The organism is Microbacterium sp. MDV22-iso44, assembly GCF_058629135.1.
On the sequence record NZ_JBZVWS010000001.1, the window covers coordinates 887,439 to 910,360 of the forward strand.

At 71.2% G+C, this 22,922-nt stretch carries 25 protein-coding genes and 1 tRNA gene; 13 read left to right on the forward strand and 13 right to left on the reverse strand.

The features are described 5' to 3' along the window. Window position 1: 1 nt before the first annotated feature. On the forward strand, window positions 2-1,159 hold the full coding sequence (locus tag AC4NN1_RS04335) for an MFS transporter (protein ID WP_491954630.1): 1,158 nt from the start codon (window positions 2-4) through the stop codon (window positions 1,157-1,159). Window positions 1,160-1,196: 37 nt separating this feature from the next. Here the strand turns inward: AC4NN1_RS04335 and AC4NN1_RS04340 are convergent, their stop codons facing one another. Further along, entirely contained in the window at window positions 1,197-1,835 is a 639-nt protein-coding gene (locus tag AC4NN1_RS04340) for a TetR/AcrR family transcriptional regulator (protein ID WP_491954631.1), read from the reverse strand. A gap of 46 nt (window positions 1,836-1,881) precedes the next feature. Between AC4NN1_RS04340 and AC4NN1_RS04345 the strand changes: the two genes are divergently transcribed. The 3 genes from AC4NN1_RS04345 to AC4NN1_RS04355 are packed head-to-tail and all read left to right on the forward strand — an operon-like array spanning window position 1,882 to window position 4,924. Then, window positions 1,882-2,556 (forward strand): class II aldolase/adducin family protein, encoded by a 675-nt coding sequence (locus AC4NN1_RS04345; RefSeq protein ID WP_491954632.1) that lies wholly within the window; start codon window positions 1,882-1,884, stop codon window positions 2,554-2,556. After that, a complete protein-coding gene (locus AC4NN1_RS04350) occupies window positions 2,553-3,365 on the forward strand; it encodes a phosphotransferase (protein ID WP_491954633.1) in 813 nt (270 codons plus the stop codon). The genes AC4NN1_RS04345 and AC4NN1_RS04350 overlap by 4 nt, the downstream gene beginning before the upstream one ends. Then, complete coding sequence (locus AC4NN1_RS04355) at window positions 3,362-4,924, forward strand: glycerol-3-phosphate dehydrogenase/oxidase (RefSeq protein ID WP_491954634.1); 1,563 nt, start codon at window positions 3,362-3,364, stop codon at window positions 4,922-4,924. The genes AC4NN1_RS04350 and AC4NN1_RS04355 overlap by 4 nt, the downstream gene beginning before the upstream one ends. A gap of 35 nt (window positions 4,925-4,959) precedes the next feature. Here the strand turns inward: AC4NN1_RS04355 and AC4NN1_RS04360 are convergent. From AC4NN1_RS04360 to galU, 4 genes are all read right to left on the reverse strand, one after another. Beyond that, window positions 4,960-5,035: transfer RNA gene (locus AC4NN1_RS04360), tRNA-Ala, on the reverse strand. Window positions 5,036-5,089: 54 nt separating this feature from the next. Continuing rightward, a complete protein-coding gene (locus AC4NN1_RS04365) occupies window positions 5,090-6,085 on the reverse strand; it encodes a large exoprotein (protein ID WP_336124112.1) in 996 nt (331 codons plus the stop codon). Between the two features lie 72 nt (window positions 6,086-6,157). Continuing rightward, a complete protein-coding gene (locus AC4NN1_RS04370; protein ID WP_491954868.1) occupies window positions 6,158-6,778 on the reverse strand; it encodes a GNAT family N-acetyltransferase in 621 nt (206 codons plus the stop codon). Between the two features lie 22 nt (window positions 6,779-6,800). Further along, window positions 6,801-7,679, reverse strand: a complete 879-nt coding sequence (gene galU / locus AC4NN1_RS04375) for a UTP--glucose-1-phosphate uridylyltransferase GalU (RefSeq protein WP_018188477.1) — start codon at window positions 7,677-7,679, stop codon at window positions 6,801-6,803. Between the two features lie 76 nt (window positions 7,680-7,755). Here galU and AC4NN1_RS04380 point away from each other — a divergent pair, with 76 nt between their 5' ends. From AC4NN1_RS04380 to mscL, 3 genes are read left to right on the forward strand one after another with little or no spacing between them, the layout of a single operon-like run. Continuing rightward, a complete protein-coding gene (locus tag AC4NN1_RS04380) occupies window positions 7,756-8,346 on the forward strand; it encodes a 5-formyltetrahydrofolate cyclo-ligase (RefSeq protein WP_020096955.1) in 591 nt (196 codons plus the stop codon). A gap of 14 nt (window positions 8,347-8,360) precedes the next feature. Beyond that, the gene (locus tag AC4NN1_RS04385) at window positions 8,361-8,633 is read left to right on the forward strand and encodes an FmdB family zinc ribbon protein (RefSeq protein ID WP_018188479.1); all 273 of its coding nucleotides are present in this window, start codon (window positions 8,361-8,363) and stop codon (window positions 8,631-8,633) included. 35 nt (window positions 8,634-8,668) lie between these two features. Further along, complete coding sequence (mscL, locus tag AC4NN1_RS04390; RefSeq protein ID WP_491954635.1) at window positions 8,669-9,121, forward strand: large conductance mechanosensitive channel protein MscL; 453 nt, start codon at window positions 8,669-8,671, stop codon at window positions 9,119-9,121. A gap of 170 nt (window positions 9,122-9,291) precedes the next feature. Here the strand turns inward: mscL and AC4NN1_RS04395 are convergent, their stop codons facing one another. Next, entirely contained in the window at window positions 9,292-12,960 is a 3,669-nt protein-coding gene (locus tag AC4NN1_RS04395) for a DEAD/DEAH box helicase (protein WP_491954869.1), read from the reverse strand. A gap of 217 nt (window positions 12,961-13,177) precedes the next feature. Here AC4NN1_RS04395 and AC4NN1_RS04400 point away from each other — a divergent pair, with 217 nt between their 5' ends. Then, window positions 13,178-13,702 (forward strand): methylated-DNA--[protein]-cysteine S-methyltransferase, encoded by a 525-nt coding sequence (locus AC4NN1_RS04400; RefSeq protein ID WP_116228798.1) that lies wholly within the window; start codon window positions 13,178-13,180, stop codon window positions 13,700-13,702. 59 nt (window positions 13,703-13,761) lie between these two features. On the opposite strand, the gene AC4NN1_RS04405 is transcribed toward AC4NN1_RS04400, so the two are convergent. After that, window positions 13,762-15,381, reverse strand: coding sequence for a monocarboxylic acid transporter (locus AC4NN1_RS04405; protein ID WP_491954636.1), 1,620 nt, complete (start codon window positions 15,379-15,381; stop codon window positions 13,762-13,764). Further along, on the reverse strand, window positions 15,378-15,728 hold the full coding sequence (locus tag AC4NN1_RS04410; protein WP_176770663.1) for a DUF485 domain-containing protein: 351 nt from the start codon (window positions 15,726-15,728) through the stop codon (window positions 15,378-15,380). The genes AC4NN1_RS04405 and AC4NN1_RS04410 overlap by 4 nt, the downstream gene beginning before the upstream one ends. A gap of 125 nt (window positions 15,729-15,853) precedes the next feature. Between AC4NN1_RS04410 and AC4NN1_RS04415 the strand changes: the two genes are divergently transcribed. Next, window positions 15,854-16,702 carry a helix-turn-helix transcriptional regulator gene (locus AC4NN1_RS04415; protein WP_311857284.1) on the forward strand — a complete coding sequence of 283 codons (849 nt, stop codon included), beginning with the start codon at window positions 15,854-15,856 and terminating at the stop codon, window positions 16,700-16,702. Window positions 16,703-16,730: 28 nt separating this feature from the next. Further along, on the forward strand, window positions 16,731-17,093 hold the full coding sequence (locus tag AC4NN1_RS04420; RefSeq protein ID WP_018188487.1) for a histone-like nucleoid-structuring protein Lsr2: 363 nt from the start codon (window positions 16,731-16,733) through the stop codon (window positions 17,091-17,093). Between the two features lie 21 nt (window positions 17,094-17,114). On the opposite strand, the gene AC4NN1_RS04425 is transcribed toward AC4NN1_RS04420, so the two are convergent. Then, window positions 17,115-17,786, reverse strand: a complete 672-nt coding sequence (locus tag AC4NN1_RS04425) for a LysE/ArgO family amino acid transporter (protein ID WP_491954637.1) — start codon at window positions 17,784-17,786, stop codon at window positions 17,115-17,117. Window positions 17,787-17,853: 67 nt separating this feature from the next. On the opposite strand from AC4NN1_RS04425, the gene AC4NN1_RS04430 reads away from it, so the two are divergent. Next, window positions 17,854-18,744: a LysR family transcriptional regulator ArgP gene (locus AC4NN1_RS04430; RefSeq protein WP_116229319.1), complete on the forward strand. Its 891-nt coding sequence runs from the start codon at window positions 17,854-17,856 to the stop codon at window positions 18,742-18,744. Between the two features lie 105 nt (window positions 18,745-18,849). Further along, complete coding sequence (locus tag AC4NN1_RS04435) at window positions 18,850-19,119, forward strand: hypothetical protein (protein WP_020096949.1); 270 nt, start codon at window positions 18,850-18,852, stop codon at window positions 19,117-19,119. On the opposite strand, the gene AC4NN1_RS04440 is transcribed toward AC4NN1_RS04435, so the two are convergent. Then, a complete protein-coding gene (locus AC4NN1_RS04440) occupies window positions 19,120-19,962 on the reverse strand; it encodes a hypothetical protein (protein ID WP_491954638.1) in 843 nt (280 codons plus the stop codon). It abuts the gene before it with no gap. A 105-nt stretch (window positions 19,963-20,067) separates the two neighbouring features. On the opposite strand from AC4NN1_RS04440, the gene AC4NN1_RS04445 reads away from it, so the two are divergent. Further along, a complete protein-coding gene (locus AC4NN1_RS04445; RefSeq protein WP_491954639.1) occupies window positions 20,068-20,250 on the forward strand; it encodes a DUF1272 domain-containing protein in 183 nt (60 codons plus the stop codon). Here the strand turns inward: AC4NN1_RS04445 and AC4NN1_RS04450 are convergent, their stop codons facing one another. From AC4NN1_RS04450 to AC4NN1_RS04460, 3 genes are all read right to left on the reverse strand, one after another. After that, window positions 20,251-20,640: a hypothetical protein gene (locus tag AC4NN1_RS04450; protein ID WP_491954640.1), complete on the reverse strand. Its 390-nt coding sequence runs from the start codon at window positions 20,638-20,640 to the stop codon at window positions 20,251-20,253. Window positions 20,641-20,647: 7 nt separating this feature from the next. Then, a complete protein-coding gene (locus AC4NN1_RS04455; protein WP_491954641.1) occupies window positions 20,648-22,294 on the reverse strand; it encodes an AAA family ATPase in 1,647 nt (548 codons plus the stop codon). A gap of 156 nt (window positions 22,295-22,450) precedes the next feature. Further along, a complete protein-coding gene (locus AC4NN1_RS04460) occupies window positions 22,451-22,918 on the reverse strand; it encodes an SRPBCC family protein (protein ID WP_491954642.1) in 468 nt (155 codons plus the stop codon). Window positions 22,919-22,922 lie beyond the last annotated feature (4 nt).

A 22,922-nucleotide genomic window follows, 5' to 3' on the forward strand; every position in this document is an offset into this window, starting at 1 on the left:
GGTGACCGCCACGACGGCACCATCCGCGACGACACCCCGCACCGTCGCCGCGACAGCCGCGGTGTACGGCCTGCAGGGTCTCGGATACTCCGTCATCGTGACGGCGCTCCCCGCCTTCCAGGAACGCACCGGGCTGGATGCCACGGGCATCGCGGCGATCCTGCTGGGAGTCTGCGTGACCGCGGCACTCGGCTCGCTCGTCGCCGACGCGATCGCCCGGCGTGCCAGCAGCCGTCGGGGAGTCGTCGTGGGCCTGTCGCTGCAGGCGGTGGGACTGGTCGCGACGGCGTTCTCGCCGGGAACCGCGATGCTCGCGGCATCCGTCCTGCTCTACGGCCTGGGGCTGGGGCTGATCGACGCGTCCTCGAACATGCAGGGCGTCCTCGCCCAGCGCGGGCGCGCGACCCCGCTGCTCGGACGCTTCTTCGCGACGCTCACGGCAGGGTCGATCGTCGGGGCGCTCGGCATGGCGGGGATCCTCGCCGCCGGGGCGCCCGCGGTCGCCGCGCTGGTCGCCGCCGCGGTCCTGCAGATCGCGTTCGTCGCCTTCGGGGCGCGTCTGCTCAGCCGCGAGCGGGCGGCGCGGAGCGCGGAGTGGAGCGGACCCCGAGGTCCGAGGCTCGACGGACGCGCGATCACCGTCGTCGGACTCGTCATCCTCGCCGCGTACACGGTCGACTCGGCGGTGAGCTCGTGGGGCTCGATCCACCTCGAGTCGATCGGCGCCGCCGTCGCGCTCGCCCCCGTCGGCCTCGCGGCCTACCAGGGCGGCGTGCTCATCGCGCGGATGGTGACGGATGCCGTCGTCCGCCGCATCGGTCGCGCCCGTCTGCTCGCCATCGGCCTCGTCCTCGGCGTCGCCGGTGCGGTCGTCGTGGCCGCGGTCCCCTCGCCCGTCGTCACGATCGTCGCCTTCGCGGTGAGCGGTCTCGCCGTCGGAGCGCTGGTCCCCATCGCGTTCGGGCTCGCCGGCTCCATCGATCCAGCGCGCAGCGACGAGGTCATCGCACGGGTCAACCTCTTCAACTACGCCGGCGCCGTCCTCGGGGCCGTCGGGGTCGGGGTGCTCACCGACGTCACCGGCTCGGGGATCGCATTCCTCCTGCCCGCACTCCTCCTCGTCGCGGCCGTCCCGGCGTGGCGTCGGACCGCCGGCTGAGCCGCTGGGGTGCCCGGCGCTTCACGCACCCCGCTCTTCAGGTACCCAGCGAGGCGCGGAGCGCGCGTTCGAGCTCAGCGAGCAGCACGGCCCGCTCCGGCTCTGGCGCGGCGAAGGCGTCGTGCAGCACGGCGTCCGCCGACGCGAACGCGACCCGGGCGACGGCCGCGCCACGCTCGTCGTCCACGCCGTCGAGCACACCCGCTTCGCGCAGCAGCGTGTGGACGCGATCGGCCATCGCCTGCTTGTGGCGGCGACGCGCGGCATCGGCGTCGGCCGAGATCGCGACCGTGCCGAGCGACCTGGCGGACTGCTCGTCCTGGTAGACGGCGACGACGGCACGGAGCACGCCACCGACGGGGTCCTCGCCGCGCGGGTCGCTGCGGAGACGCTCGATCGCGTCGTCGAGCAGGCGCTCGAGGCGGTCGTGGTACCGAGAGACGATGGCGGCGAGGATCGCCTCACGGTCGGGCAGGTACTGGTACAGCGCCCCCACGCTGACCCCGGCCTCGGCCGCGACGCGCGGCAGCGTGATGACGTCGACGCCCTCTCGCAGCACGATGTCCTCGGCGGCGGCGATCGCCTGCGCGAGCTTCTGGCGCGACCGCTGCTGCGTCGGGGTCCGGCGCAGGCCGAGGGCGGCCCAGTTCTGAGGGGTGTCGTCCGTGGCGTCCATGGAATCAAACTTGACTTTGGTTAGGGGTGGCGGCAACGTTAGCAGCATGACGATGACGTCGCACCATCACGATCTCCGCGCGTCCGTGGCCGCGGCATCCCGCACCCTCGCCGGTCACGGCCTGCTCATCGGCACCGCCGGCAACGTCAGCGCCCGGGCGGGCGAGGTCGTGGCCGTCACGGCGACCGGCGTCGTCCTGGGTGAGGCGACCGCCGACGATGTGACCGTCGTCGATCTGGGCGGTGCCGTGGTCGAGGGAACGCTCGCCCCGACGTCCGAGCTCGCCCTCCATCTCGGGGTCCTGCGCTCCGCGCCGGCCGAGAAGGTGTCGGCGGTCGTCCACACGCACGCGCCCAACGCGACGGCACTCTCGCTCGTCCTCGACGAGCTGCCCGTCGTGCACTATCAGCAACTCGTCCTGGGAGGATCCCTCCGCGTCGCCCCGTTCCACGCGTTCGGGACGCCCGACCTGGCCGCCGCCGTCGGCGCGGCCCTCGACGGCCGTCTCGCAGCCCTCATGGCGAACCACGGCACGGTCGCGCTCGGCGCCGATCTGACGACCGCCGTCGAGCACGCGCTGCTGGTCGAGTGGCTCGCGGAGCTCTACCTGCGCGCCGCGAGCGTCGGCACGCCGCGGGCACTCGACCCCGCACAGCAGCAGGAGGTCGTCGCCCACGCGATGCGCCTCGGGTACGGAACGACGAAGCCGGTGACGGCGTGACCGCGGTCGGCGAGCTCTTGGCGCATGGGCGTTCCGCAGACGTCCACTCCCTGACGACGGCCACCGTCGTGAAAGTCTTCCACGACGACTGGCCCGATGAGGCGATCGGCCGCGAGGTCGAGGACGCCACGGCCGCGTTCGACCTCGGCCTCACGCCCATCCGCTGCCGCGGCAGAGCGGATGCCGACGGCCGCCGCGCGGTCGTCTTCGACCGCATCGAGGGGGTCGCCCTGACCACCGTCGCCGAGAAGAACCCGTTGCGAATGGGGCGCGTCGCCCGCGCGCTGGCGCAGGAGCACGCGCGCATCCACCGGGTCGCGAGCGACCGCTTCCCCGACGTGCGCGACGTCGCGGCGGACCTCGTCGGGACTGCGCCCTTCACCGGTCTCACCGCGCGCGAGCGCGCAGCGCTCCTCGATCACCTCGCGTCGCTCCCCGGCGGCGAGAGCGTCCTGCACCTCGACTTCCACCCGATGAACGTGTTCCGACACGGCGGCGGCATCGCGACGATCGACTGGCAGTCCACCGCCTGCGGTGATCCCGCGGCCGACGTCGCGATGACCCGGCTGCTGTTCACCGAGGCCGAGCTGTTCCCGGGGGCGACCAGGGCGCAGCTGCTCGTCTACGGGGCGGCGCGGGGGGCGATGGGACGCATGTATCTGAAGGAGTACCTCGACGTGACGGGAATGACGACGGCGCGCCTCGACCGGTGGGCGACGGCCGCGCGGGTGCTGCGGCTGGGAATGCTCGACATCCCGAGCGAGCGCGAGCGCCTCCTGCGCGGCATCCGGTCGGTGATCGCCCGATGACGACGACGGTCCGGCGTTCCCTGCCCGGCGAGGGTGAGGTCGTCGACGTCCTCGTCGTCGGCGGCGGCATCACCGGAGCGGCGATCGCCTACGAGGCCGCGAGTCGCGGGCTGTCGGTCGCGCTCGTCGAGAAGGGCGACTTCGGCGCGGCGACCTCGGCCGCGACGGGCAAGCTCATCCACGGCGGTCTCCGCTACCTGAAGAACCTCGAAGTGGGTCTCGTCCGTGAGTCCCTCGCCGAGCGGCGCACCCTGTCGCGCATCGCTCCGGGGCTCGTCTCCCCCATCGCGATGGTCCTCCCCGACCCGGGGCTCATCGAGCACGTCGGCCTCACGGCGTACGACGTGCTGTCGTTCGATCGCAACCGCGTACCGACGAGCCACCGCATCCCCCGTCATCGGAGCCTGAGCCGCGAAGAGCTGCGGCTGCGCGGGCTGGGGCATCTCGAGCACGGGATCCTCTTCCACGACGCGATGATGCTCTCGCCCGAACGGTTGACGTTCGCATTCGTGCGGTCCGCCGTCGCGCAGGGCGCAAGGGTCGCGAACCACGTGCAGGCCGATGGCCTGATCTCCGCGGCCGGACGCGTTCGCGGGGCCCGCGTGACCGACCTCGTGACCGGCACGGCACACGAGGTGCGGGCCCGCGTGACGGTGAACGCGAGCGGACCGTGGGCGTACGACGTGCTCGCCGCCGAGGGCCTGCTGCAGCGCGCTGCCGGCCCCCGCCCCGAGGTGCGGTCGGAGGGCATCTACCTGATCACGAGGCCGATCACCGAGACGATGGTGCTCACCGTGTCGTCGGGCGGTCACTTCAGCTTCGCGCCGTGGCGCGGGCGGACGCTCATCGGTCCGACCGAGACGCCCTACACCGGCGATGTCTCGGACTGGCGGCTGACGCGGGAGTCGATCGAACGCTTCCTCGGCGAGATCAACGCCGCAGGTCGCCTGCCGGTGGAACTGTCGATGTCGGACGTCGTCGCCGCGTACGGCGGCCTCCGGCCGCTCACCGAGACGAGCGGGACCGACACCTACCGCGCCTCGCGCGCGTCCGAGCTCGTCGACCACGCCAAGGACGGCGTCCCCGGAATCGTCACCGCGACCGGCGGCAAGTACACGACCGCGCGCGCGTTCGCCGAGAAGGTCGTCCCCGCGCTCGCACGATCGATCGGCCGCGTCGCCGCGCCGAGCCGCACCGCCGACGTGCCGCTCGACGGCGCGGACCTCGCCGACACGGGGACGGCCGACCTGATCGACCGGCTGTACGGATCGGATGCCGGTGCCCTCCGGGCCGTGGCATCCGAGTCCGACGTCCTCTCACGCGAGGCGACGGATGACGGTGAACTGCTCGCCGGTGTCGCGTTCGCGGCCCGACACGAGGCCGCCGTGCACCTCACCGACATCCTGCTGAACCGCACCGGCATCGGCCGCCGCGGCGACCCCGGCGACGAGGTCCTGTCGGCGGCGGCGGATGTCGCGGGCACCGAGCTCGACTGGTCGCCGGAGCGCCGTGCGACCGAGCTCGACGCCGCGCGCGCGGCGGTCACACTCCCCCGATAACGGCGAAAGACCCCCGCGAACGGGGGTCTTTCCGGTGGTGGACCTGAGGGGATTCGAACCCCTGACCTCTTCATTGCGAACGAAGCGCGCTACCAACTGCGCCACAGGCCCGGAAGCCTCAACATTACCACGACCGATCGGGCCGCTCGAACGCGAGGCGGGCTCCTACTGGCCCGATGCGCGGCGTGCGAGGAGGTCGCGCACGTGCGCTTCGATGCGCTCGTCGTCAGCCGGCCCGGCGAAGGCGACCTCGGCGGCACGGGTGCGACGGGCGGTGTCGATCGACGGCGGCGCGGCCTGCGCCACCCGCTCGCGAAGAGCCTCTTCGACGGCCGCCTGGCGGAGCGCATCGCGGGCGTCCGAGGCGTCGAGCACGGCCGCTGCGCGCGACCCGGCCGACGCGGTGAGCGGACGCGGCAGCGTGCGCGGCGTCCATTCGACACGGTCCGACTCGAGCACGACGTCCTGGAGTGCGCTCGCCTCGCGGACGACCTCGATCTCGACCGAACGGGATGCCGCGCGTCTCGCGACCGTGTTCATCCGGCCGAGTACGAGCAGGCTCGAGAGGGCGACGGCTCCGCCCGCAACGAGCAGAGTCCAGCCGGCGCCGATGGCGCCGAGGTAGCCACCGAAACCGGTGACGCCGAGAGCCAGCACACCGACGACGGAAGCGGTGAGGCGCACCCGGCGACGCGTCCGTGCACGGCGGACGGCGGGAGTGGCGCGGGCGGCGGCGGCCTCGGCGATCGCGCGCTCGCGGGCGAGTGCGGCATCTGCTCGCGCCTTCTCGCGCCGGGCCGCGGCGTCGGCGGCAGCCTGACGCCGCTCGGCCTTGGCGAGTTCGCGGTCGATGGCGGCCTGCGCCTTCGCGGCAGCGAGTTCGGCGCGCGCGGCTTCGAGGCCGACGCTCTCCTTCTCCGCCTGCACGCGGCGTGCGAGCTTCTGCTGGGCGAGGGCGGTGCGCGCGTTCAGCTCGAGGCGGACCTCACCCGGGGTCTCGCTGGTCTCGGCGAGGACGCGCAGCGCCTGGTTGAGCCGGACCGCGTTCCGCTCCGCGGCCTGGTATTGATGACGGCTGTGCCACGACGGCAGAAGGTACAACAGCCACAAGAGGACAGCGACGAGGACGATCACCCCGCCACCCATCACCTGCTCACCCATGTCGCTCACCGTATGTTCCCGAAGCGGTGCGGCCCGGCATCCGCTGGGCGTGTCTGAACCTTTGGTTGAGGGTTAACGGTCCGAGGGCGGGACGGATGCCGCATCCGCCGGCGCCCGCCCGGCCAACCACCGGTTCAGGACGCCCTCGCGGACCTCTTCACGGACGAGCGCGAACGCGTAGTGGTCGCGCCAGTCGCCGTCGATGTGGATGTACCGACGACGCAGTCCCTCGTACCGGAAACCGAGCTTCTCGACGACGCGGAGGCTCTTCGTGTTCTCGGGTCGGATGCAGATCTCCATGCGGTGGAGGCGCAGATCCTCGAAACACACATCGGTGGCGAGGGCGACCGACGTCGGGGTGATCCCCCGGCCGGCGAACCGCTCGCTCACCCAGTAGCCGATGGTGGCCGACGACAGCGAACCGCGAGCGATCCCCCAGACGTTCAGCTGACCGGTCACCTCGCCGTCGTACTCCATGACGAACGGCACGCCCGAGCCGTCACGGTACTGCTGCAGCAGTCGCCGCACCCCGGATCGCATGTCGAGCGAGACCGGACCGTCGGGGCTCGTCGCCTCCCACTGCCGCAGCCACGACCTGTTCTGTTCGAGCTCGGTCTGCAGCGGCTTCGCATCGCGGGGACGCACGAGCCGGATCGAGATCGGCCCGTGCGCGCGCACGACCGGGCCCTCCATGCCCATCAGCGACCCTCCGGGCTCAGAGGCCCGAGGCGAAGTCCTTCAGCCACGGGCGAAGCTCCGCCCCCAGGTCGTCGCGGTCGACGGCGAGCTGCACGATGGCCTTGATGTAATCGGCGCGGTCACCGGTGTCGTAGCGCCGACCGCGGAAGACGACGCCGAGGACGCCCTCGGTCGAAGCGAGCTCCTGCAGCGCATCGGTCAGCTGGATCTCGCCGCCCTTGCCCGGCTCGGTGCGCTCGAGGATGTCGAAGACGCCGGGCGTCAGCACGTATCGGCCGATGATCGCGTAGTTGGAGGGAGCGTCCTCCTTCTTCGGCTTCTCGACGAGGCCCGTGACCTTGACCACGTCGGTCTCACCGGTCTCCTCGACGGCTGCCGCGCCGTACATGTGGATCTGATCGGGCGAGACCTCCATGAGCGCGATCACGGTCAGGCCGGTCTTCTTGTTCTGCTCGAGCATCTTCTCGAGCAGGACGTCGCGCGCGTCGATGAGGTCGTCACCCAGGAGCACGGCGAAGGTGCTGTCGCCGACGTGCGAGCGTGCCCGCAGAACGGCGTGACCGAGCCCCTTCGGCTCGCCCTGACGCACGAAGTGGATGTCTGCCATGTCGGACGAGTCCTGCACCCGCTTGAGCTTCTCGTGGTCGCCCTTCTTGGAAAGGTTCGACTCGAGCTCGGGGACCGAGTCGAAGTGGTTCGAGATGTTGTTCTTGTTGCGCCCGAGAATGATGAGCACATCATCAATACCGGCTGCCACAGCCTCTTCCACGACGTACTGGATCGCCGGCTTGTCGACGACGGGCAGCATCTCCTTCGGCATGGCTTTCGTGGCGGGCAGGAAGCGAGTCCCCAGGCCGGCGGCGGGGATGACGGCCTTGATGCGCTCAGCAGACATGCCCCTCACCCTACAGATGCCGCACGTCTCGCGGAGGACACGTCGGGGCGCGGGCGTGTCCCTTTAGAATCGGACCATGACCGGCCCGTTGGACACCGAGAAGCGCGCCCTGCGCGCCGAGCTCCGCGAACGCCGACAGCAGCGCTCCGCCGCCTCCCTCGAGGAGGCCGCAGCCGGGATCCGGGCCCAGCTCGACGCCCTCGTGACCGAACACGGCGTCCGGTCCATGTCCTGCTTCCTCTCCACCCCGACCGAACCGGGCACGCGCGAGTTCATCGCAGCGGCGGTGGCGCGCGGCATCCGGGTCCTCCTTCCCGTCACCCGTGCGGACGGTCTGCTGGACTGGGCCGTCGCCGAAGAGGAGGGCGACACCGCCGAGGGCATGTTCGGGCTCCCCGAACCCGTCGGCGAACTCCTCAGCCCCGTCGCCGTCAACGACGTCGACCTGCTCGTCATCCCGGCGGCCGCCGTCGACACGACCGGGATGCGGCTCGGCTGGGGGCGCGGCTACTTCGACAAGACCATCGGCTCGATGGAGAAGTGCCCGCCCGTCTACGCCGTCATCTTCGACTCGGAGCTCATCGACTCCGTCCCCCGCGAGGTGCACGACCAGCCCGTCTCGGGTGTCGTGACACCGACCCGCACCGTCCTCCTTCCCACCCGCTGATCCACCGAGGTCTCATGCCCACCTATGCCTATGCCTGCACTTCGTGCGGCCACCGCTTCGACGCCGTCCAGTCGTTCTCCGACGCCGCCCTCACCGAATGCCCCGAGTGCGGCGGGGCACTCCGCAAGCAGTACGGCTCGATCGGCGTCACTTTCAACGGCTCGGGCTTCTACCGCACGGACTCGCGTTCGTCGAGCGGGTCGAAGCCCTCTGGCGAGAGCTCCTCTTCTTCGACATCATCGACATCATCCGGAGCGTCCGCTTCGCCCGCCCCCGCGGGTTCGTAACACCCGGCCCTGCGCCGGCAGAGTAAGGAGCAGCCATGATCAAAGGCTTCAAAGACTTCATCATGCGCGGCAACGTCATCGACCTGGCGGTCGCTGTCGTCATCGGCGCGGCGTTCAGCGCGGTGGTAACCGCGATCGTCGCCAGCATCATCACCCCGCTCATCAGCCTGTTCTTCAAAGCGGACCCGAAGACGGGCGCTTTCGGCATCCAGGTGCGAGGCCTCTACGACGTGGTGACCTTCCCAGTCGGAGGCCTGATCAGCGCGATCATCAGCTTCCTCGCGGTCGCTCTTGTCGTGTACCTCGTGTTCGTCGTCCCAATGAACAAGTGGAAGGAACGCCAGGCCGCGAAGGCGGGCGTTGTCGAGGAGGCGGCGAAGCTCCCCACGGAAGCCGAGCTCCTCATTCAGATCCGCGACCTGCTCGAGCAGCAGCGCGGCACCGCGGCTCCGACGCGCTCGACCGAGCCGCCGTCGCCGTCGATCTGACGCGTCAGTAATGCGGCGGGACGTCGTTCCGCAGACGATCGTCGTTCGGGCCGGATGCCGGGGGTTCCCCCGCGTCCGGCCCGTTCGTCGTATCCGGGGTCGTGTCCGTCCCGGGCGCAGGCGTCAACTTCGCGCGCCGGGAGCCCGGGACCCGCTCGACGCGCTGGCGCTCAGTCGACATCGATCGGCTGGGTGGAACCGGGGGCCGACGGCGTCTCGGGCTGCACGCCGATGACACCGGCGATGCGCAGAGCGACGGCGGCGGGGTCGTTGTAGACCTCGAAGGCGTGCACGCGAACGTAGTGCCACCCGAGGCGACGCAGCAGCTGGGGACGACGACGGAGTGTCTCGCGGAGGCTGTCGTGCGTGCTCTCGGGGTCGAGGTCGGCCACGACGGCCTTGCCCTTGTACTGGGCGACGAGAGGCAGCTGACCACCGCGGTAGTGCACGTCGACCGAGACGCCGAGGCTTCGCAGGTGCTGGGCGAGCGTCAGCGTGAGCGGGTCGGCGAGGTCCTCGAGGCGGGCGTCGCGGCCGCGCGCGGCGATGCGTCCGAGGATCGACATGAGCGTCGCGGCGCCGTGCGTGAGGCGTCCCTCGTCGAACGCGGACGGACGGATGGACGAGACGATGACCATCGACCGGCGGGCGCGCGTCATCCCGACCGTCAGCAGCCGCTCACCGTCGGGGGTGGACAGGTCGCCGAAGTCACTGAGGACGCGCCCGTGCTTCGTGAGCCCGAAGCCGAGCGAGAAGATGACGCGGTCGCGGCTCTCGGCGACGGACTCCTCGAGGCCGAGAACGGCGAACGGCTCGGCCGTCTCGCGACCCACGAAGTCCGTGACGTCGGAGCGTCCCGCGAAGGCGCTCGCGACGGCCGCGCGGATGCGATCGGCGTGGCGCGCCGACGCGGTGACCACCATGAGCGACTCTGCGGGGCGGTTGATCGCGTGTTCGACGACGAGGGTCACGACGCGGGCGACCTCGGCATCCGGACTCTCCACCGCTCCCGTATCGGGATCCGGCGCGCCCGTGCCGCCCTCGACGTAGTCGACGCTCAGGCTGCCGCGGCCGAGGTAGGAACCGGCCCACGGCAGCGAGCTGATCGCTCCCCCGTAGAAGGCGTCGTTGACGAGCTCGGCGAGATCCTCTCCACCCGCGCGGTAGCTGCGGGTGAGTGTCTCGACGGGGAGGAGCTCGCTCAGTCGGTCGAACACGCTCCGGTCGTCGAAGGGCACCTCGGGCGCCTCGAACTCCTCACCGCGACCCGACCAGAGTCGGAACGGGGTCGGCTTCTGCGTGACCGGATCGCCGAAGACGACGATCTGGCGTGCGCGTCGCAGCGCGGGCGTCGCCTCGGCGAGGCAGAGAGCCGCGGCATCCGCGATGATGACGACGTCGAAGTCGGGATGGTCGGGCACGTGCGGCACTTCGTACGGCGAGGCGAGCCACACCGGAGCGAGCACCCGCATGAGGGTCGGGGCCGCCGCGACGAGCTCGTCCGCCGACGCGGTCCCGCCGCGCAGCGCCGCCTTCAGCGATGCGGCCTCGCGCGGTTCGTCGACGATCGCGATGCGCCAGCGCTTGGCGAGCTCCGACGACAGGAGCGGTCCGGACGACGACGCGTGGGCTTCGTCGACGAGACGGAAGTCGCGCTCGAGTCTGTCCAGCACCTGCGTGTTCGCGCCGAGGAGGGCGCGGTCCGACCGCAGCATCGCCTCGAGGGCGGAGCGCCACCAGGCGTACTCGAACTCGCTCGCGACCTCGGATTCGGGCACGTGACGCGTCGAGAGCTCCATGAGCAGCGGCTCGAGCCCCAGCTGGGCGAGTTCGCTACGCAGTGCCGCACGTTCGACGAGGTTGTCGAAGACGTCGGATGCCGCGGCGAGCCCGGCGAGCGTCCGGAGCAGCTGCGGGACGGGCAGCGACGCGAGCCCCTCCGTCCGCCCGAGCGCGCGGTCGAGGTCGGCGAGATCGGCGTTCACGCGCTGCCAGGCGGAGGCGACGTCGTCGAGCCCGATCGGGATCTCGGGCGTCACGCCCGCGTCGACGAGCTGCTGCCACTGCGCACGCTGATTCTGGACCCGCATCAGCGCCTCGTGCATGTCGGTGACGTGCATGCCGGGACGCACGTACTCCTTCGACAGGCGACGCAGCCGGCGCCGGTTCGCGGGGGTCATCTGTGCCGAGTCGCGACGCGACGAGTGGGCGGCGATGAGGTCGGTGAGGGGCCGCTCGAAGACCGTGGGGCTGAAGCGGTCGAGAGACGCGCGGATGCCCTGCAGCAGCTGGACGTACGTGCCCATCTCGGCGATCGTCGTGAACGGCCGCATCCGGGTCTGCCCGATGAGTTCGTACCCGCGCTCCAGGAGCCCGGGCACCTCGGTCCGGTGCAGTCGACCGGCGAGGGCGTGCGCGGCGCGCGCCTCTTCCGTGGTCGAGAACGCGACCCCGTACCAGGGTGAGTCGTCGGGTCCGATGCGGAACTCGCCGAGCCGAGCGGATGCCGCGAGAGCCTCGGCCGCCTCGACGCGACGGGTGGCGAGCCGCTGGACGGTGGCGAGGTCGAAACGGGTCGTCGCGGAGGGCTGCGGCTCGTGCTCGCCGATGCGCGTCAGTTCACGGAGTGCTTCGAGCGGGGAGACGCCGACCGAGGCGTGACGCTGCGTCAGCGCGGCGCGGTAGTCGCGGAGGACCGAGCGCAGGCGCACGAGCGCGTCGTCGACTTCGGCGACCTTGGGCTGCTCGGCCTTCTCGTTGCGACCGATCGCGCGGATGAGGTCGCGGTGAAGACGCGTGGGCGAGACGGCGAGACCCTGCAGTCCGATACCGGTCAGGCGGTGCCGCACCCCGTCGAGGGTCGAGCGGCGCGCGCTGACGACGAGGACGCGCTTGCCCGAGCGGACGAGTTCGCCGACGGCGTTGATGACCGTCTGCGTGCCGCCCGTGCCGGGGAGCGTGTGGACGGCGAGCGACTGCCCCTCCGTGATCCGAGCGAGGACTGCCTCCTGCTCGGCATCCGCGTCGAGGAGCAGCCGGTCGGCGGCGGGCGTGCGGTCGTCGAGACCGATCGACGGGGGCTGCGGCCGGACGAACGACAGGCGCTCGCGGTCGGCGGGGTGGCCGGCGAGTGCGTTGAGGACGGGGTGGTCGAGGTCGACGGCATCCCGTTCCATGTCGGAGGCGACGTCGGCGAAGGTCGAGACGATCAGTCGCGGCTGAACCGTGAAGGTGGGGACCTGCGCCGTGAGGGCGCGGAGGCGATCGATGACCGGCTGCGGCTGGAACACCCCGCCGTCGTAAGCGAGGGCCGCCAGTGCGTCGCCGTCGAGGTCGACACCGAAATGGAGGCGCGCGGCGGTGACGAGTTCGGGGTTCACGCGGAACAAGCCGTGGAGGCGCAGGTCGAAATCGGTGTGGTGCCGGCGGATCGTCAGGGGGCGCAGCAGCACGGGGGCCATGCAGCTCGTGCTGCCGATGCGCCACGATGCCATGCCGATGGCCAGGTGCACGGTGTCGAGCCCGCGCGCGGTGCGCAGCTCGACGTCCTTCGAGGTGATGCGTTCGGCGGCCAACCGCGCGGTGCGCAGGGCGACCTCGTCGCGGAACATGTTGGACAGGAGCGTCGGCCGCCCCGTGATGAACTGGGGCAGGCTGCCCGGGTGCGCCTTGGTGATATCGATGCCGGCATCGCCGTCGTCGCGGTAGTGCAGCAGCGTCGACGCACCGCCGAGCTGCGCCGCTTCTTCGCGCAGACGCTTCCGCTCGGGCACCGCCGCGTGCATGACCAGCACCTCCGGGTCGGACAGCGTCACGTCCGCCGGGGTCACCGAGGGCATCTGCTCGGCCGTCTCGCCGCGCACAGCACCGCTCTCTGCTCGCCACACACGAGAAACACTAGGCGCGTCGCGCTGGGAAAGCGGGATCGACGGCCGAGTTTCGCGGATCGGCTGTCGTGTACGCCCCGTTTCCTCCACATCCGGTCCGGGATGCCGCTCCTCCCCACCCGGCCGCTCCCCCGACGTGCGTCGGGTGACCCCGCGCCATGATGAGGGCATGACGAACGCAACCTACTCGGTGCACCCGACACCGATCGGCGAGGCCCTCCTGGTGACGACCGGCGAGGGCCTCGCCGCGCTGTCCGTCCTGGACGGCCCGGCCTACGCCGAGGTGGCCCGGCTCAGCTTGCTGCTGCATGCCGTGCCCACCGAGGACGACGGTCCGTCCGCCGCCGCCGCGGCCGAACTCGACGAGTACTTCGCGGGCGAGCGTCGGGAGTTCACCGTTCCGCTGGATTGGGGACTCACTGCGGGCTTCACCCGACGCGCGCTCGAGGCGATCGCCGAGGTGCCGTACGGCGAAACGGCGTCCTACGCCGAGGTGGCGATCTCGGCCGGGGCGCCGCGGGCGCATCGCGCGGTGGGGACCGCGTGCGCCCGCACCCCGTGGTCGATCGTGCTTCCCGCGCATCGGGTGATCCGCAGCGACGGGTCGATCGGCGAGTACGGGGGTCGGCCCGAGCACAAGCGGTTCCTCCTCGATCTCGAGGAGCGGGTCGCCTCGGGGACGGGCCGAGCATGACGGAGGCGGGCAGGGACGTGTAGGCCGTCCCTGCCCGCCTCGTCGCGGCATCCGCTCGGTTAGTGATCGACCGCCTTCTCGGCGCCGTATCCGGTCAGCGAGCGGACTTCCATCTCGGCGGCCTTGGTGGCGTCCTCCGCATTGCGCGAGGTCACCGATCCCAGCCAGCCGAGGAGGAAGCCCACCGGGATCGAGATGATGCCCGGGTTGTTGAGCGGCCAGATCGCCGTGCCGACGTTCTTGAACACGCTCGTCTCGGTCCCCCAGAACACGGGCGACAGGACGATGAGCACGATCGCGGTGGCGAGACCGCCGTACATGCTCCACACCGCGCCGCGGGTGGTGAACTTGCGCCAGAACAGGGAGTACAGGATCGTCGGGAGGTTCGCCGAGGCGGCGACCGCGAAGGCCAGTGCCACGAGGAACGCGACGTTCTGCCCCTGCACACCGATGCCGCCGAGGATCGCGAGCACACCGATCACGATGACCGTGCGACGGGCGACCTTCACCTCGCCGTCCGGGGGCACGTTCCCCTTCTTCACGACGTTCGCGTAGATGTCGTGGGCGAAGGATGCCGCCGCCGTGATCGTCAGTCCGGCCACGACCGCGAGGATCGTCGCGAAGGCGACCGCAGAGATGAAGCCCAGCAGGACCGGTCCGCCCAGAGCCGCCGCGAGCAGCGGGGCCGCGGAGTTGACGCCACCGGGTGCCGCCTTGATCGTCTCCGACCCGACGATCGCACCGGCGCCGTAGCCGAGGACCAGCGTCAGCAGGTAGAAGAGGCCGATCAGCCAGATCGCCCAGACGACGGAGCGACGAGCCTCCTTGGCGGTCGGCACCGTGTAGAAGCGCATCAGGACGTGCGGCAGGCCCGCGGTGCCGAGCACCAGGGCGATCGCGAGGGAGATGAAGTCCCACGGGTTCGCGCCGTACTGCAACCCCGGACCGAGGATCGCCTCCTGCGGGTCGGTGGTCGACTTCTGGACGGCCGACTCGAGGAGCGTGTCGAGGCTGAACCCGTTGATCGCGAGCACCCAGATGGTCATGACGATGGCGCCGCCGATGAGCAGGAACGCCTTGACGATCTGCACCCAGGTCGTGCCCTTCATGCCGCCGATGAGGACGTAGACGATCATCAGGACGCCGACGACGGCGACGACGATCGACTGCCCGATCTGCTCGGTGATGCCGAGGAGCAGCGATACGAGTCCACCGGCACCGGCCATCTGCGCCAGCAGGTAGAAGAAGCAGACCGCGAGCGTCGTGATCGCGGCCGCGAGGCGCACGGGGCGCTGCTTCAGACGGAACGACAGCACGTCGGCCATCGTGAACTTTCCGGTGTTGCGCATGAGCTCGGCGACCAGCAGCAGCGCGACAAGCCACGCCACGAGGAAGCCGATGGAGTAGAGGAAGCCGTCGTAGCCGTTGATCGCGATGGCGCCGACGATGCCCAGGAAGGATGCCGCCGACAGGTAGTCACCGGCGATGGCGAAACCGTTCTGAGGGCCGGTGAACGAGCGACCGGCGGCGTAGTAGTCGGCCGCCGTCTTGTTGTTGCGGCTCGCCCGGATGACGATGAACAGCGTCACCGCGACGAACGCGCCGAAGATCGAGATGTTGAGGACGGGGTTGTTCTCCGCAGCGGTGGCGGGTGCGGCAGCGAGCAGGACGGAGGTCATCGCGCCTCCTGACGCTCGAGGTCGGAGCGGATCTCGGACGAGATCGGGTCGAGCGTGCGGTTCGCGAAGGCGACGTAGCCCATCGTGATCGCGAACGTCGTGACGAACTGGCCGAGGCCCAGGAGCAGGCCGATGGTGATGTGGCCGAAGACCTCCTGCGCCATGAAGTCGGGCGCGAAGGACGAGAGCAGGACGTAGACGAAGTACCAGACGAGGAAGAGCAGGGCGAGCGGGAAGACGACGCTGCGATGCTTCTTCTTCAGTTCGACGAAACGCGGCGATCCTTCGACCGCGACGTAGTCGATGGCACTCCCTTCCACGCCTCCGTGGGGGGACTGGGACGACATGTGGCCTCCTTGCCTCATGGGGTGAGCGACAGTGCTCTCACGGGCCGTTCCTGGGAATCAGCCGCGTGGTAGGTTCGACCGTACGAAGGCGGCAGAGGTGCCGTCACCCCCGGAAGTAGGTACGCGTGGGATCGTCGGCAGAGAGCGACGCGGACACGCGGCTCGTCTCCCGAGCCGTGTCGGATCTGGCTCGTCAGACCCGGTTTCCCGTCGTCTTCGGCGGACTCGAGCGCGGCGGCGCCGTCCATGTCACCGCAATCGCCGGGACCCGCACGCGCAGCATCGAGGGTCTCGTCGTCGAAGCGGGCCGGGGCCTCGGCGGAGCGGCGATGCTCGAGAGGCGTCCACGCCTGGCGCTCGACTACCGCACCGCTCGCACCATCACGCACGACTACGACCGCGCGATCCTCGGCGAGGGTATCTCCACTCTCCTCGCCGTCCCCGTCGTGGTGACCGGCCGTCCGCGCGGCATCGTCTACTGCGGTTCGTGGACCCCGGGGCCGGTCGGCGACCTCGTCAGTCGCCCCGCCTTCCGCGCCGCCGACATGCTGGCGACCGAACTCCGCGTGCGCGACGAGGTCGACCGCCGCGTGGCAGCCCTCCTCCCCGCCGAGCCGGCCCTCCCGGCAGCCGCGCAGGAGGACCTCCGCGAAAGCTATGCGGAGTTGCGGAGCATCGCGGCATCCGTCGGCGATCCCGACCTGCGCGAGCGGATCGCCGCCGTCGAGCGACGACTCGCCGGAATCGCCCGGCCCGCCGCGGCCGACGCTCCGCTCGACGTCGCCCTTTCGCCTCGCGAGCTCGACGTGCTCGCCTGCTGCGCCCTCGGGGCCACCAACGCCGAGATCGCTGCCTCACTGTCGCTGCGGGAGGGGACGGTCAAGTCGTACCTGCAGGCGGCGATGGCGAAGCTGGATGCCTCGACCCGCCACGCGGCCGTCGCCAAGGCGCGCCGGGCCGGCTTGCTGCCGTAGCCGCCACCGGCGCCACTATGCTCAGCGCATGGCCCGCAAAATCGTGCATCAGCTCGTCGACGACCTGGACGGCACCGTCCTCGAGGTCGGCGACGGCGAGACCGTCCTCTTCTCCGTCGACGGCACCGCCTACGAGATCGACCTCACCCACGACAACGCGAACGCGCTCCGGGAGACGCTGGCACCGTACATCGACGCCGCCCGGCGCGTTTCGAACCGCACGTCCGCCGGTCGCCCGGCCGGCTCGTCCGGCGGCGGCCGCGTGCAGAAGCGCTCCGGCCAGCGCGATTACGCGCCGATCCGCGAGTGGGCCGCGAAGAACGGCTACCAGGTGTCGGAGCGCGGCCGCGTTCCCGCGCAGGTGCTCGACGCGTACGACGCCGCGCACTGACGCTCCTCCGCTCCCCTGACCTCACCCGAGGACGAGGGTCACGGCGATGACGAGCATGATCACGGCGATCCCGCCGTCGAGGATGCGCCACGCTCGTTCGGTGCGCAGCAGCGGCGCCAAGTAGCGCGCACCGTAGCCGAAGAGGACGAACCACAGCGTGCTGGCGGTGATGCCGCCGGCGAGGAAGAACCAGCGCGCATCGCCGTGCGTCGCCGCGACGGATCCCAGGACGACGGTGGTCTCGACGAGCGCGTGCGGGTTCAGCCAGGTCACGGCGAGGATCGTCAGGAGCGTCGCCGTCCGGGTGGCCGTGCGCGGCCGGGTCAGGACGGTGCCGCCAGCCGCCGCGGCATCCGTTGCCTGGTCGTCGGGGGCGGCGTCGAGGCTGCCTCCGCCGCGCCAGGCGCGACGCGCGCTGACGATCGCGAAGCCCGCGATGAAGACGGCTCCCGCCCACCGGGCCAGTGTCTCGAGCCACGGGTGAGCGGTCACGAGGGTCGCGACTCCTGCGACGCCGAGCGTCTGGAGGATCGCGTCGCTGACGACGCAGACCAGGACGACGATGCCCACATGTTCCCGGCGCAGCCCCTGCCGGAGGACGATCGCGTTCTGCGCCCCGATCGAAACGATCAGACCCAGACAGAGGCCCAGGGCGGACAGGAAGGCGGCGAGATCGGGAGACACGTTGTCCACGTTAGGGATCCGTGAGCGTGCAGTACAGCGAAAGATTCTTCAGGATCTGAAGCATTCCTTCAGTAGAATGGCGGGCGTGGACATCCCGTTCGAGCACCTGCGCACCCTCGTGGCGGCCATCGATGCGGGCACGCTCGACCGCGCGGCGGCACGCCTCGGCATCACGCCGAGCGCCGTGAGTCAGCGCATCCGTGTCATCGAGCAGCGCGTCGGCCGGCCGGTGCTGCGCCGGACCAAGCCGATCGCCGCCACCGAGGCGGGCGAGCCACTGGTGCGCTTGGCGCGCCAGCTCGACCTTCTCGAGCACGACGCGCGGCGGGCGCTCGGCGACGACACCGACGCTCCTCTCGTGTCGCTCGCCGTCAATGCGGACTCGCTGATCACCTGGTTCCTGCCGGCCCTCGCCGCCGCCACCACGGTGAGGCCGGTCACGTTCGAACTGCACCGCGAGGACCAGGAACGGACCGCACAGCTGTTGGCCGCCGGTACCGTCATGGCCGCCGTGACGTCGCAGCGGGAGCCCGTGGCCGGGTGCGTCGCCTCCCCGCTCGGACGGATGCGGTACACCGCCGTCGCGACGCAAGACTTCGCCGAACGATGGTTCCCGCGGGGGCTCGACCGCGCGGCGCTCGAGAGCGCTCCCCGGGTCGACTTCGACCGCCACGACACCCTGCAGAGTTCGTTCGCACATCGCCACGGCGCACGGCGGGAGCCGCCACGCCACGTCATCAGCGCGTCGGCCGAGTTCGCGCAGGCGATCGTCCTGGGACTCGGCTGGGGGATGCTGCTCCCCGGCCAGTTCGAGGCGGGGATCGCCGACGGATCCCTCGTCGTCCTCGCCGACGACACGATCGAGGTCCCGCTGTACTGGCAGCGGTGGAACCTGTCGTCCGAGCTTCTCGACACGGTGACGGATGCCGTGCGTCAGACGGCAGCCGACTCCCCCGTCCTCGCGTAGCGACCTCGCGGCATCCCGTCAATCCCCTCTGCACCGACCGGAGCCCGGGCGATGGTGGTCCCCTGGGACAGGTGTCGGCCGGGTGCGAGGGACGAGGTGCGGAAGATGTATGTGGATCCTGAAACGCTGCGCGCGCTACCGGCCCGTCGACCGGCGGATGCCGCGACCCGGGCCTCGCGGATCCAGTGGGATCTGATCGGCGACGCTCGCTACGAAGTGCGGATCGGCGGCCAGGTGGCCGGCTTCATCGACGTCGTCGGCGCCGTGTACGTCGTGCTGTCCGGCGCCCGCTACGACCGCGCCGAAGAGGTCGTGCAGACCCTGGTCTGGTCTACCGCGACGACCGCGCTCGATCAGCACCGCTCGCGCAGCTGATCATGTGGACGCCGCCTCAGCGGCCTTCTTCGCCCGGCGGGCAGCATCGCGAGCGGCCGCGCGTTCCTCGGTGAGCTGGGCCGCCTCTTCCTGAACGGCGTCGAGGTCGTTCGCCGTCCGGGCACGCTCGCGGTCGATCTCGGCGAGGCGCTCCTCCAGCGACGCGACCCGCGCCCGGGCGGCCGCCAGCCGATCCTCCGCGCGGGCGAGGTGTTTCTCCGTGGTCTCGGCGTGGCGCCGGGCCTCTGCCGCTGCTCGAGCGGCGTCGCGGGCGGCGCGTCGATCGGCGAGCTCGTCCCCTCCGTCCGGCTCAGCAGAGCCCGCGTCGAACGGACCCGACACCGCGTCGGTCAGATCGGGCCGGTCCATGCCGGTCGCCTCGATGGGACGCAGCAACCGCGCGCTCGCGACGGCGGCCGCGGCATCCGGATCCCGCAGCGCTGCGTCCAGGGTCTGCTCGACCGCGGCGCGGGCGGTGGCACCGACGTCCACGCCGTTGTCGGCCGCGAGGGTGAGGGCACGGTCGACGAGGTCGTGCAGGATGCCGCGGCGCCGCGCCGTGAGCTCCGCGAGCGCGCGTGCGTCACCGGCATCCGCGGCGTCACGGAACGCCTCGGCGAGCTCGACGGCGGGCGCCAGCGCCTGCGGGTCTTCGGCGGCGAGGAGGTTGACCACCCACGCGGCGAGGACGGGCTTCCGCAGGCCACGGATGGCCGCGGCGAGGTCTCGATCCTCGGCATCCTTCGCGGCGGCGGTCCGCTGCGCGACAAAAACACCGGCCGGGGCGACACTGAGCCGCGCGGCGACCTCGATCAGCCGCGTGTCGTGATCGGGAGCGGTCATTCGCCCATCCTCCCGCACGCCCGGCGCCTCGGATCGGCAGGATTCCTTCGACCTCCGGCATCCGTTCGCCTTCGGCGGCGATACCGGCACTCGTATCGTCGGAGGATGCTCGAGATGCGACCCGCCTGCGAATCGTGCGACCGCGCCCTGCCCGCGGCCGCCGAGGCCTTCATCTGCTCGTACGAGTGCACGTGGTGCGCGTCCTGTGTCGTCGGGTTCACGGATGCCGCCTGCCCGAACTGCGGCGGCGACCTCCAGCGCCGTCCCACTCGAGCGGTCCGCACCTGATCAGTTCGCCCAGAAGCCGGCTACTCCGAGAGCGAGGACGCAGACGACCAGCGGGGCGACAGCGCCGGCGCGCCGCCGTATCGCACCGACGACCGCCAGGCCCGCCGAGACCACCGTCACGGCGAGGAAGCCGATCGTCCTCGGCCACCCCGTCTGCGTGACGATGGCGTCGCCGCCCGACGCCGCCGCCCAGGTGCACTGGCGGCCCACGGGCCACAGGGTCGCCTCCGCGGCGAGAAGAGCCGTTTCGGACACCGCGACACCCGCCGGGTGATCGTCCAACCAGCACCGCGCGTCCGCGCTCTCCCGGGTGTCGAGGAAGAGGCCGCCGACGAGGATCAGTCCGGCCAGCACGGCAAGGACGAACATCACCCCCGTGGCGATGCGCACACCGGACCTACAGTCCTTGAGCCACCGCGGCCGCGGCGCGCATCCATGCGTCCTTCGTTCGGGGCTGGAGCGCGTCGTAGCGGATGCGGCCCGCCTTCAGGGAGTCGTCGAAGGGGATGATCTCGACCGCGCGGACGTGGCCCTCGAAGCCCGCCGCGATGCGCTGCGCCGCGCTGATCCCGGCCCGCTCGGACTGCCCGACCACGACGACCGCTCCGTCGGCGAGGCGACGGGAGTGCTCGTCGCGCTTGCGGAGGGCGTCGAGAAGGAGCGCCGCCGACTCCGCCGACTCGGGAGCGGCGAGCGTCGGGACGACGAGCTGGTGGGCGGAGTCGATCATCCGCAACCAGCGATCGGCCGACTCGTCGTTGCCGGAGTCGAAGATCACCATGCGGTAGTAGCGGGCCGCGACCTGAGCGAGCAGATCGAAGTCCGCCGTCGTGATGCGCTGGTCCGCTGCGAGCAGCTCGGGGTTGGAGCGCAGCACGTCGTAACGGTCGACGGACTGGTGATGGACGAAGCGGGCGATGTCCGAGACGGATGCCGTCGCTTCGAGCAGTCTCGCCGCTTCGGGCAGCAGGTCGCGGATCGTCGTGTCGTAGTCGCCCTGCTCGGTGCGCCAGCCGAGCGTCCCGCGGGTGTCGTTGTTGTCCCACGCGAGGACGTTGCCTCCGCCGTGGCGTGCGAAGACCGCGGACAGGACAGCGGTGGTCATCGTCTTGCCGACGCCGCCCTTGCCGTTGGCGACCGCGATGGCGCGGCATCCGGCCCACTGGCGGGAGACGGCCCGCTCGCGCTCGGCGCGCTCGAGCTCGGCCATCGACGGGCGGATCGGGATGCCGAGGCGCACGAAGAACGAGCGCCACCCAGAGACGGTGGCGGGGTGTTCGCCGGCAGGTTCGATGAACGACGGACGCGGACCCTGGGAAGCGGATGCCTCGAAGGGCGTGTCGGCGGCGGGAGCGGCGTCGGTCGTCGGCGGCGCATCGAGCGCGGGCTGCTCGTCCGACTCGAACGACGCGCGCGCGACATCGACCGGGTCGGTGCCGCTGTCGGCGTCGGCGTCGATGGAAGCGGCCGGTGCTGCGGCGGGGATCTCGGTCACCCGGGCGGGGACCCACTCTGCGGGGGTGTCGACGACGTCGTCGTCCAGGTCGTCGTCGTCGCCGTCGTCGTACGCGGCGGGCGCCTCGGAGATCGCGGCGTCGTCGGAGCGGGCCGGCGGGAAGAACGAGGGCACCTCGGCGACAAGGGCGGGCTCGGCCGCGGATTCCGGCTCGACCTCGACCTCTGCCTCGGGCTCCACCTCCACCTCGGCCTCGACCTCAGGTTCAGCCTCGGCCTCCGGCTCCGTGGTCCACCAGGCCTGCTGTCGCAGTTCGGCACGCGTCACGGTGCGGTCGTCGACCTCGACGTCGATGTCGCCCGTCGGGTCTACGAGCAGGTGGTGCTCGCCGCGGTCGCCGCTCGTGACGAGCTCGATGGGCGCACCGGAAGCGACGGCATCCGCTCGCACCCGGTCGATGAGAAGGCGACGGACGGCGTCGACGTCGGCGGCTTCGAGGGTCTCTTCGGCGCCGTCGACCGTCGTGAACCGTGCGGTTCCGCCGGAGACGTGCGCGTACGCGCGTGCCGGTTCACTGCCAGTGCTCATGGGTTCCTTTCGGTGGACCGGCCGCGTGAGCGGACCGATCCGGGGGCCGGCGGCGCGAGCGACGAACTCAGACAGTCGCCGTGCACCGACGGAGTGCGCCTTCCCACGCTATCGCGCGCGGCCCCGAAATCCCCGCTGGACGGGCATGAACAGCTCTCAGGGAGTCGGATCCGGTCGCGGCCCGGACAGCGCGGCGACGAGGACGGCGTTCCGGGCGCGGATGAGCCGCTGCAGATACGGGCGCGGCACGAGCGGTTCGACGATCGGGCCGAACAGCGGCGAGCGCAGCGTCACGACATCCGTCATCACGGTGACGTCCCCGTCGCGCTCGAAGCGGTGCTCGTGGCGGAACGATCGGAACGGCCCCCGCACCTGCTCGTCGACGAACCGACGCGGGTGCTCGAGCGCGGTGATCCGGGACGTCATCGTCCACACGACACCGAAGTGCCGCGCCCGCCAGGTGACCGTCTCTCCCAGCCCTATGGTCCCGCTCGTGACCCCGGCGACAGCGCGCTCACCGGAGCGTGCCATCGACGCGAGATGCGCGTCGATCGACAGCGAGAGGGTGAAGAGCTCCTCCGGCGCGCAGGCCGCGCGGGTGACCTCGGTGAACGTGGCTGTCATGAGG

Excerpts from the sequence above, each read along its gene's own strand:
- AC4NN1_RS04340 (WP_491954631.1), bottom strand. The coding sequence starts at position 1,835 with ATGGACGCCACGGACGACACCCCTCAGAACTGGGCCGCCCTCGGCCTG.
- AC4NN1_RS04345 (WP_491954632.1), top strand. The coding sequence starts at position 1,882 with ATGACGATGACGTCGCACCATCACGATCTCCGCGCGTCCGTGGCCGCG.
- AC4NN1_RS04355 (WP_491954634.1), top strand. The coding sequence starts at position 3,362 with ATGACGACGACGGTCCGGCGTTCCCTGCCCGGCGAGGGTGAGGTCGTC.
- AC4NN1_RS04365 (WP_336124112.1), bottom strand. The coding sequence starts at position 6,085 with ATGGGTGAGCAGGTGATGGGTGGCGGGGTGATCGTCCTCGTCGCTGTC.
- AC4NN1_RS04370 (WP_491954868.1), bottom strand. The coding sequence starts at position 6,778 with ATGGAGGGCCCGGTCGTGCGCGCGCACGGGCCGATCTCGATCCGGCTC.
- galU (WP_018188477.1), bottom strand. The coding sequence starts at position 7,679 with ATGTCTGCTGAGCGCATCAAGGCCGTCATCCCCGCCGCCGGCCTGGGG.
- AC4NN1_RS04380 (WP_020096955.1), top strand. The coding sequence starts at position 7,756 with ATGACCGGCCCGTTGGACACCGAGAAGCGCGCCCTGCGCGCCGAGCTC.
- AC4NN1_RS04385 (WP_018188479.1), top strand. The coding sequence starts at position 8,361 with ATGCCCACCTATGCCTATGCCTGCACTTCGTGCGGCCACCGCTTCGAC.
- mscL (WP_491954635.1), top strand. The coding sequence starts at position 8,669 with ATGATCAAAGGCTTCAAAGACTTCATCATGCGCGGCAACGTCATCGAC.
- AC4NN1_RS04395 (WP_491954869.1), bottom strand. The coding sequence starts at position 12,960 with ATGCCCTCGGTGACCCCGGCGGACGTGACGCTGTCCGACCCGGAGGTG.
- AC4NN1_RS04400 (WP_116228798.1), top strand. The coding sequence starts at position 13,178 with ATGACGAACGCAACCTACTCGGTGCACCCGACACCGATCGGCGAGGCC.
- AC4NN1_RS04405 (WP_491954636.1), bottom strand. The coding sequence starts at position 15,381 with ATGACCTCCGTCCTGCTCGCTGCCGCACCCGCCACCGCTGCGGAGAAC.
- AC4NN1_RS04410 (WP_176770663.1), bottom strand. The coding sequence starts at position 15,728 with ATGTCGTCCCAGTCCCCCCACGGAGGCGTGGAAGGGAGTGCCATCGAC.
- AC4NN1_RS04420 (WP_018188487.1), top strand. The coding sequence starts at position 16,731 with ATGGCCCGCAAAATCGTGCATCAGCTCGTCGACGACCTGGACGGCACC.
- AC4NN1_RS04430 (WP_116229319.1), top strand. The coding sequence starts at position 17,854 with ATGGCGGGCGTGGACATCCCGTTCGAGCACCTGCGCACCCTCGTGGCG.
- AC4NN1_RS04435 (WP_020096949.1), top strand. The coding sequence starts at position 18,850 with ATGTATGTGGATCCTGAAACGCTGCGCGCGCTACCGGCCCGTCGACCG.
- AC4NN1_RS04440 (WP_491954638.1), bottom strand. The coding sequence starts at position 19,962 with ATGACCGCTCCCGATCACGACACGCGGCTGATCGAGGTCGCCGCGCGG.
- AC4NN1_RS04445 (WP_491954639.1), top strand. The coding sequence starts at position 20,068 with ATGCTCGAGATGCGACCCGCCTGCGAATCGTGCGACCGCGCCCTGCCC.
- AC4NN1_RS04455 (WP_491954641.1), bottom strand. The coding sequence starts at position 22,294 with ATGAGCACTGGCAGTGAACCGGCACGCGCGTACGCGCACGTCTCCGGC.
- AC4NN1_RS04460 (WP_491954642.1), bottom strand. The coding sequence starts at position 22,918 with ATGACAGCCACGTTCACCGAGGTCACCCGCGCGGCCTGCGCGCCGGAG.